Genomic DNA, 7,491 nt, shown 5'->3' with positions numbered 1-7,491 from the left:
GGCACGCCGTACGCACCCCCGGTCAGCGGCTCACCAGGCCACGGGCAGCTCGTGCACCCCGTAGATCGCCATGTCCGCCCGCATCCGTACCTCCTCGGCAGGCACCGCCAGCCGCAGCTCGGGGAACCGCCTGGCCAGCGCCGGATATCCGATGCGCATCTCGACCCTGGCCAGCTGCTGGCCCAGGCACTGGTGCACCCCGTGCCCGAAGCCGATGTGCCCGGTCGCCGGGCGCGTGATGTCGAGCCGGTCGGGATCGGGGAAACGTTCGGGGTCGCGATTGGCCGCCGGGACCGAAACGACCACCGACTCCCCTGCCCGGATCAGCTGGCCCGCCACTTCGACGTCCTCGACCGCGGTCCGTCCCGGCCCCACGTGGATGACGCTCAGGTAGCGCATCAGCTCCTCGACCGCGTTGGTGACCAGGCTCGGGTCGGCCCGCAGCGCCGCGAACTGCTCCGGATTGCGAAGCAGCGCGAACGTCCCGAGCGCGAGCATGTTCGCGGTCGTCTCGTAGCCCGCGATGAGCAGCGTCATGGCGATCGTCGCCAGCTCCTCGCCGGTGAGTTCCCCGGCCTCGATCAACCCGCTGAGCAGGTGCTCGTCCGGCTCGGCGCGCTTGCGTTCGACCAGTTCGCCCATGTACGCCATCACCGCGCCCATGGCCGTGGTGATCTCCTCGGCGCTGGACTTCAGGTTGAACAGCACCGAGGCGTTCTTCTGGAAGCCATCCCGCTCCCCGAGCGGGACTCCGAGCAGTTCGCAGATCACCAGTGACGGGATCGGCATCGCGAAAGCGGTCACCAGATCACACGGTGGCCCCGCCTCCTCCATCCGGTCGAGGTGCTCCTCGGTGATCCGCGCGACGCGGGGCTCCAGCATCTGCATCCGCCGCACGGTGAACTGGCCGGTGAGCTGCTTCCGCAGCCGGGTGTGCTCCGGCGGGTCGAACGAGGTCAGCGCCCCCGGCTGGGCCGGACGTGGCTTCTCCTTGGCGAACGCGTGCGGGATCGGTGTCCGCCGCAGCTCGGCGCGGGAGCTGAACCGGACGTCCGCGAGCACCGCCCTCGCGGCGGCGTACCCGGTGATCAGCCAGCCCTCGTGACCGTCCGGGTAGACCAGGCGGCTGATCGGCGAACGGGCACTGAGGTCGGTCAGCGCCTCGGGCGGGTCGAACGGGCAGCGGCCACGGGTGGTGGGCAAGCCCTGAGCGAGCGGAACGGTCTGCGTCATCGCCGACTCCGAAAAAGTGGTGGGAGGTCGCGGCGTCCGCCCCAGGTCGCTCGGCCGCCGCGCTGTCTGCTGGGCCCACTTCAGAAGGTACAGAGGTTTCACTGTTTTGTGAAGTCAAGAAAACGTATGAACCCCGAGAGTGCGAGTGAAACCTTCCATTACCGCACGCGGGCCGCCCGGACGCCGCAACTCGGCGCCATCCGTTCCCGAAAGTCTTCGCGTGATACCCGCGCGAACGCCGCGGGGCGGGTGTGACCGCAAGCACACCTTAAGTCTTTCCTTGGTGCGCTAGATCACTCGCCACTCCCCGTCTACGGTCTGGCAACCATGGATTCCTCTCCACGCCCCGAACAGGGCGGCAGCTACACGAAAGCACTCGGCAAACGCCAGGTGCAGATGATCGCGATCGGTGGCGCGATCGGCGTCGGGCTCTTCCTCGGCGCGGGCGGAAAGCTGCATCAGGTCGGGCCGTCGCTGATCTTCTCCTACGCCCTCTGCGGCGCGGCAGCCTATTTCGTCATGCGTGCACTCGGCGAACTCGTGCTGCACGAGCCCAGTTCGGGTAGTTTCGTCACGTACGCGCGAAAGTTCATCGGCCCCTGGGCCGGGTTCGCCTCGGGCTGGCTGTACTGGCTCAACTGGGCCATGACCGGCATCGCTGAGATCACCGCCGTCGCGATCTACGTGCACAAGTGGCTGCCCGGCATTCCACAGTGGATCACCGCGCTGATCGCCCTCGGCGTGCTCCTCGCGGTGAACCTGTTGAGCGTCAAGCTGTTCGGCGAACTCGAGTTCTGGTTCTCGGTCGTCAAGGTCCTCGCCATCGTCGTCTTCCTGATCACCGGCCTCGGCCTGGTGCTCAGCGGGGCGAACATCGGCGGCACGTCCGCCGGGGTGCAGAACCTCACCAACCACGACGGGATCTTCCCCGCCGGCCTGGGCATCACGCTAATGACGCTGCAGGCGGTCATCTTCGCCTACTCGGCCATCGAACTCGTCGGCATCGCCGCCGGGGAGACCAAGGACGCGCGCAAGGTCCTGCCCAAGGCGATCAACAGCGTGGTGTGGCGGATCGCCGTGTTCTACGTCGGTTCCGTGCTGCTGCTGGCGATGCTGCTGCCGTGGCCGTTCTACAGCGGCGACGAAAGCCCGTTCGTCACGGTCTTCACCCGCCTCGGCATCCCCGGCATCGGCGACGTCATGAACGCCGTCGTGCTGACCGCGGCGCTGTCTTCGGTCAACTCGGGCCTGTACTCGACCGGGCGCATCCTGCGGGCACTGTCCGAAAAGGGCGAAGCACCGAAGTTCGTCAGCCGGATGAGCAGCCGCCACGTGCCCTACGGCGGCATCCTGTTCACCTCGGTCGCCTATCTGCTGGGCGTGGTGCTGAACTATCTGGTGCCGAAGGACGCGTTCGACATCGCCATCGCGATCGCCTCGCTCGGCGTCGTGGCGACCTGGGCGACGTTGATCGTCTCGCAGATGAAGCTGCGTCAGGCGGCACTGCGGGGCGAGCTGGAGCGGCCGAGCTACCGGATGCCCGGCGCCCCGTACACGGGCTGGGCGACGCTGGCCTTCCTCGTGCTGGTGATCGCGTTGATGGGCTTCTCCGACGGACCCGAGAAGATCGCGTTCTACTCGATCCCGGTGGTCGCGATCGTCCTCGCGGTCGGCTGGCGCTTCATCCGCCGCCGCGAACGCGACCGCGAGCGCACCACCGTCGCCGTCGGTTCCCGGGACTGATCACCCGGCGATAGCCCGGCCCCCCGTGTCCCGAACGACGCGTTGCGGACGTTCACCGTCTCCGGCGCGTCGTTCGGGACACGCCATCTCACGCCCCGTTCATCAGCCCTTCCAGGGTGTCCTTTGTGGAGCGTGGTGCCCTGAAGGGTCCTTGAGGGCGCCGAGTGCTGCGAAGCCCCCTTCAGGGCGTTCGGCAGGCTTGTCGCTCACAGGGCTCGTCGCGACGATGGGGCGTAGCGCCCGGCCCTCCCCTGCCGGGGCGCCTGCTACTTCCAGCGGCCCAGTTCGCCCGGCGCGGGTGGCGGGCCGGGCAGCGGCGGTCCGTCCCCGGACAGGCCTTCGACGAGCAGGGCGAGGTAGCGGCGGCGCAGCACCTTGGTCCGCTCCGGATCCGCCGTCCGGACCGCCGCACAGCATTCCAGGATCAGCCCGACGTCCTCGGCGACGACGTCCTCCCGCAGCCGCCCGCCCTCGTGTGCCCGCGCCACCATCGCCGCCGTCAGCTCACCGGCGCGCCGCGCGTCCTCCCCCATCTCCAGCGTCGGGGTGAAGGTGCCCGCGAGGTGCATCGTGAGCGAATGGACGTCGGCGTCCACGACCCGCCCGAGGAACTCGCTCAGCGCGCGCCAGCCGTCTGGCTCTTCGGCCGCCGCCTCCGCTTCCGCGATGTACTGCCGTAAACCGTCGTGGCACAGCTTGCACAGCAGGGCCTCCTTACCGGGGTAGCGCCGATACAGGGCACTGATCCCGACCCCGGCACGCTCGGCGACCGCCGAGACCGGGGCCTTCGGATCGGCGATGAACACCGTGCGCGCGGCATCCAGGATCACCACATCGTTGCGCGCTGCCTGGCCGCGGCGGCCAGGCAGCGCGGGCGTGTCGACGTTTCGAGGCATGCTTCGAGACTATCACTGGAACGGATCATTCCGCTCTGGTACAGTTCGGAACGAACCATTCCGTTCCATCCCCCGAGGAGTCCCCGTGACCGAGATCCGCCCCTTCCGCGCCGACGTTCCCCAGGCCGACCTCGACGAGCTTTCGGCACGTCTGCGCAGGGCGCTCTGGCCCGACGACCTGCCCGCCGCCTACGGCGTCACGAACGAGCGGGTCCGCAAGCTCGCCGAGTACTGGCTGGACGAGTTCGACTGGCGCGCGTTCGAAGCGCGGCTGAACGCCTTTCCCCAGTACGTCACCGAGATCGACGGCGAGGACATCCACTTTCTCCACGTCCGCTCGTCGCGGCCGGACGCGACACCGCTGGTGCTGACCCACGGCTGGCCGGGCTCGATCGTCGAATACCTCGACGTCATCGGCCCGCTGGCCGAGCCGGCCTCGGCCGACGAGCCCGCGTTCCACCTGGTGATCCCGTCCTTGCCCGGGTTCGGCTTCTCCGGGCCGACCCGGTCGGCGGGCTGGGACCGGTACCGCACCGCGCGGGCGTGGGCCGAGCTGATGCGCCGCCTCGGGTACGAGCGCTACGGCGCCGTCGGCAACGACGGCGGCTCGATGGTCTCCCCCGAACTCGGCCGCATCGCGCCGGAGAACGTCGTCGGCGTGCACGTCACGCAGCTGTTCTCGTTCCCGTCCGGCGACCCGGCCGAAATGGCCGGCCTCGACGAGACGGAGCAGGCGGCGCTGGCGACCCTGCAGTGGTTCTACGAGGAGAAGTTCTCCTTCAACACGCTGCACAGCCAGCAGCCGCACACCCTCGCGTTCGCGCTCGCGGACTCCCCGCTCGGCCTGCTCGCCTGGAACGCGCAGCTGTTCGACGAGAAGCTGGACGCCGAGTTCGTCATCGCCAATGTCGCGCTCTACTGGCTGACCGGCACCGCGGGGTCCTCGATCCGCTTCTACTACGAGGAAAAGCACACCACCGAACACCCGGCCGGCCCGACCACCACCCCGACAGCGCTGGCCATGTTCCCGAACGACTTCCAGTCGATCCGGCGCTTCGCCGCGCGCGACCACGCCAACCTCGTCAGCTGGAACTCCTACCCCGAGACCGGCGCCGGGCACTACGCCGCGCACGAGGCGACCGGCGTCCTCGTCGGCGACCTCCGGCAGTTCTTCGCCGGGCTGGCGCACCGGTGGCCGGTGCTCCGCGAAGCCCACCGAGCGCTGCGCACCGCCGTCGCGGGAGTACCCGACGGTGTCGCCTGGGAAGCGCCGACACCGTGTAGCGACTGGACCGTGACGCAGGTACTGCAGCACGCGGCCGGGGATCAGCACGGCTACGCGGCCGCCATCACCGGGCGCGGCGGCCCCGCGGAGAACCCGTTCGCCCCGTCGGGCCGGATCGACGGCGACCGCGGCGCCTACCTCGAATCCGCGCTCACCGCGTCCGCGGTGGCGTTCGCCGGAGTCGCCGCGAGCGTCCCCACTCCCCTGCCGCAGGGCGAACTCCCGGCGCCGATCGCGGTCGGTGCCTGCGCGCTGGACGCCGCCGTGCACGCGTGGGACATCGCCGTCGCCACCGGGCAGGAGTCACCGCTCGACCCCGGTCTCGCCGAAATCCTGCTCTCCGTGGCCAAGGAGATCGTCGAACCGCTGCGCCCGTTCGGTGCCTACGCCCCCGCGCTGGACGGCGCCGCCGATGACGACGCCGTCGCGTCGCTCCTGCGGTACCTCGGCCGGAATCCACAGTGGACGGCTTGAGCACGGAAGCCACCGCGAGCGGCATCGCGAATCCGCTCGCGGTGGCATGCCGGCGACCGCTCTTCCGGCGCGTCGGGTCAGCGCAGAAGGCGTTCGGCGGCCGAACAGGCCTGTTGACCGTGGCAGTTCGCCAATGCTTGCAGCGCGTTGTGCAGCTGGGCGCGCCGGTCGGGAGGCAGGCTGCCCGCGGCGTTGTTCAGCTCGTCGGGATCGGCGGTGCGATCGTAGAATTCGGCGCTGCCATCGGTGGTGTACTCCACGTAGGTGTAGTCGACCGTGCGCAAGGCCTCATACGTGGCGGGGTTGCCGCTGTTCTTCCCCGGCTTGTCGGGGTCGGAGGCGTCGAAGTCCGGGCCGTGGTGTTCGATCAACGCCGTGGTGCGCCCGTCCGGGACCGGCTGCCCGGTGAGCAGCGGCATGAGGTCGTGACCGTCGACATCGGCCGCCGGTGTCAGCCCGGCCAGTTTTTCGAAGGTGGGTGCCAGGTCGATGTTTTCCACCGGGTTGGATATGGTTTTGTTCGCGCCCACGCCGAGTTTCGCGCCTCCGGCGACGATCAGCGGAACGTGGATGTCGGTGTCGAACGCGGTCATCTTCCCGGGGTTGAGCCGGTATTCGCCCATGTGGAAGCCGTTGTCGGAGCTGAATACGACCAGCGTGTCGTCCGCGACGCCGGCCTTGGTGAGCGTGTCGCGCAGCGAGCCGACCATGCGATCGACCGCCTGCACCGCCTGCGCCCGTTTGCGGAAGCCGGTGTCGATGACGCTCTTCTCCTTGTCGGTCAGCGGCGTGCGGCCGGCGAGCCACTGCGGAGGGTTGCTCGGCAACTGGTCGAAAGCCTTGCCGCGCGGAGCGGTGAGACCGGGGAACGCGTCCTGGTCCCGCGGCGCGGGGGTGAACGGACCGTGCGGAGCGAAGGTCGCGACCTCGAGAAGGAAGGGTTTGTGCGCGGATACGGACGAGTTGATGAATCCGCTCGCCTTTCCGGACACCACGTCGGTGAGGTAGTCCTCCGGTTGGGAGCCGTAGTGCTTGACGGTGTGGTTCTCGTTGAGGTCGTAGTCGAACTCCGGATAACCATTCCCGGCGACGTCCCACTCGTCCCAGCCGGGCGGGACGTAGTTTTCCTGTCCGTCCACCTTGCCTCGGGGGTTATAGCCGTTCAGGTACTTGCCCATCATCCCGGTGCGATAGCCGGCGGCCTGCAACGCGACGGCGGAGGTGGCCTTTTCATTGCCACGCTTGTGGAAGACGTCGAACCCGCCATCGGATCCGCCATTGGTGACCACGCCGGTGTCGTGCGGGAACTTGCCCGTGAAGATCGACGACCGCGAGGGGCAGCAGAGCGAGTCGGTCACCGTGTAGTTGGCGAAGGTGGTGCCGTCACGTGCCAGCTTCTGCACGTTCGGCATGTACTGAACCAAATTCATGGCCAGGTCGTCGGTGAGGACGAAGACCACGTTCGGACGGTCGGCCGCACCCGGCTGGGTGGAGGCGGCGGGTACCTGCGCGGCGGCGCATGAGGTGACGAGCAGGCAGGCGGCGCCGGCCAGGGCAACGAGCACGCCCCGGCGAATCGGTCCATGCTTCCGTTGTGAGCTCATGCCGGTACGGTAAGGCGGCATACCCGCGGTTGCGATGCGAAAATGGCTGAAGGTCTGCTGAAGATCCGCAACCGGTCGTTCGCGATCAAGCGACTTCGCGGACTGCCGCGATGCGGAAAAGATCCCCTTTCGCCACAAGGAATCGTGACACTGCGGGCCGGGCGCGGCGGACCATCGACGGGTGATGTGGGCGCACCACGCTCGCCGGGACCGGGACCCGGTGGGGTCGAGTCAGGCTTCGTCCTTGTCTGTTGAC

5 protein-coding genes are annotated in these 7,491 nt (G+C 68.7%); 2 read left to right on the top strand and 3 right to left on the bottom strand.

What is annotated here, in order from left to right; translation table 11 throughout:
• Positions 1-30 precede the first annotated feature (30 nt).
• The gene (locus ACFW0G_RS13515; protein ID WP_378325398.1) at positions 31-1,233 is read right to left on the bottom strand and encodes a cytochrome P450; all 1,203 of its coding nucleotides are present in this window, start codon (positions 1,231-1,233) and stop codon (positions 31-33) included.
• Between the two features lie 327 nt (positions 1,234-1,560).
• Here ACFW0G_RS13515 and ACFW0G_RS13510 point away from each other — a divergent pair, with 327 nt between their 5' ends.
• Positions 1,561-2,976 (top strand): amino acid permease, encoded by a 1,416-nt coding sequence (locus tag ACFW0G_RS13510; RefSeq protein ID WP_378325397.1) that lies wholly within the window; start codon positions 1,561-1,563, stop codon positions 2,974-2,976.
• A 266-nt stretch (positions 2,977-3,242) separates the two neighbouring features.
• On the opposite strand, the gene ACFW0G_RS13505 is transcribed toward ACFW0G_RS13510, so the two are convergent.
• Positions 3,243-3,872: a TetR/AcrR family transcriptional regulator gene (locus ACFW0G_RS13505; protein ID WP_378325396.1), complete on the bottom strand. Its 630-nt coding sequence runs from the start codon at positions 3,870-3,872 to the stop codon at positions 3,243-3,245.
• An 85-nt stretch (positions 3,873-3,957) separates the two neighbouring features.
• Between ACFW0G_RS13505 and ACFW0G_RS13500 the strand changes: the two genes are divergently transcribed.
• Positions 3,958-5,631 (top strand): TIGR03086 family metal-binding protein, encoded by a 1,674-nt coding sequence (locus tag ACFW0G_RS13500; protein WP_378325395.1) that lies wholly within the window; start codon positions 3,958-3,960, stop codon positions 5,629-5,631.
• 77 nt (positions 5,632-5,708) lie between these two features.
• Here the strand turns inward: ACFW0G_RS13500 and ACFW0G_RS13495 are convergent, their stop codons facing one another.
• Positions 5,709-7,373, bottom strand: a complete 1,665-nt coding sequence (locus ACFW0G_RS13495) for a sulfatase (protein ID WP_378325394.1) — start codon at positions 7,371-7,373, stop codon at positions 5,709-5,711.
• Positions 7,374-7,491 lie beyond the last annotated feature (118 nt).

The sequence above is a fragment of the Amycolatopsis sp. NPDC058986 genome, from assembly GCF_042741125.1.
Lineage (GTDB): Bacteria > Actinomycetota > Actinomycetes > Mycobacteriales > Pseudonocardiaceae > Amycolatopsis.
The sequence above is the reverse complement of the archived record's forward strand: the minus strand, read 5'-3'. Positions and strand labels throughout refer to the sequence as shown.

Bases quoted from the DNA above. Each gene is read 5' to 3' on its own strand.
- ACFW0G_RS13515 (WP_378325398.1), bottom strand. From the start codon at position 1,233: ATGACGCAGACCGTTCCGCTCGCTCAGGGCTTGCCCACCACCCGTGGC.
- ACFW0G_RS13510 (WP_378325397.1), top strand. From the start codon at position 1,561: ATGGATTCCTCTCCACGCCCCGAACAGGGCGGCAGCTACACGAAAGCA.
- ACFW0G_RS13505 (WP_378325396.1), bottom strand. From the start codon at position 3,872: ATGCCTCGAAACGTCGACACGCCCGCGCTGCCTGGCCGCCGCGGCCAG.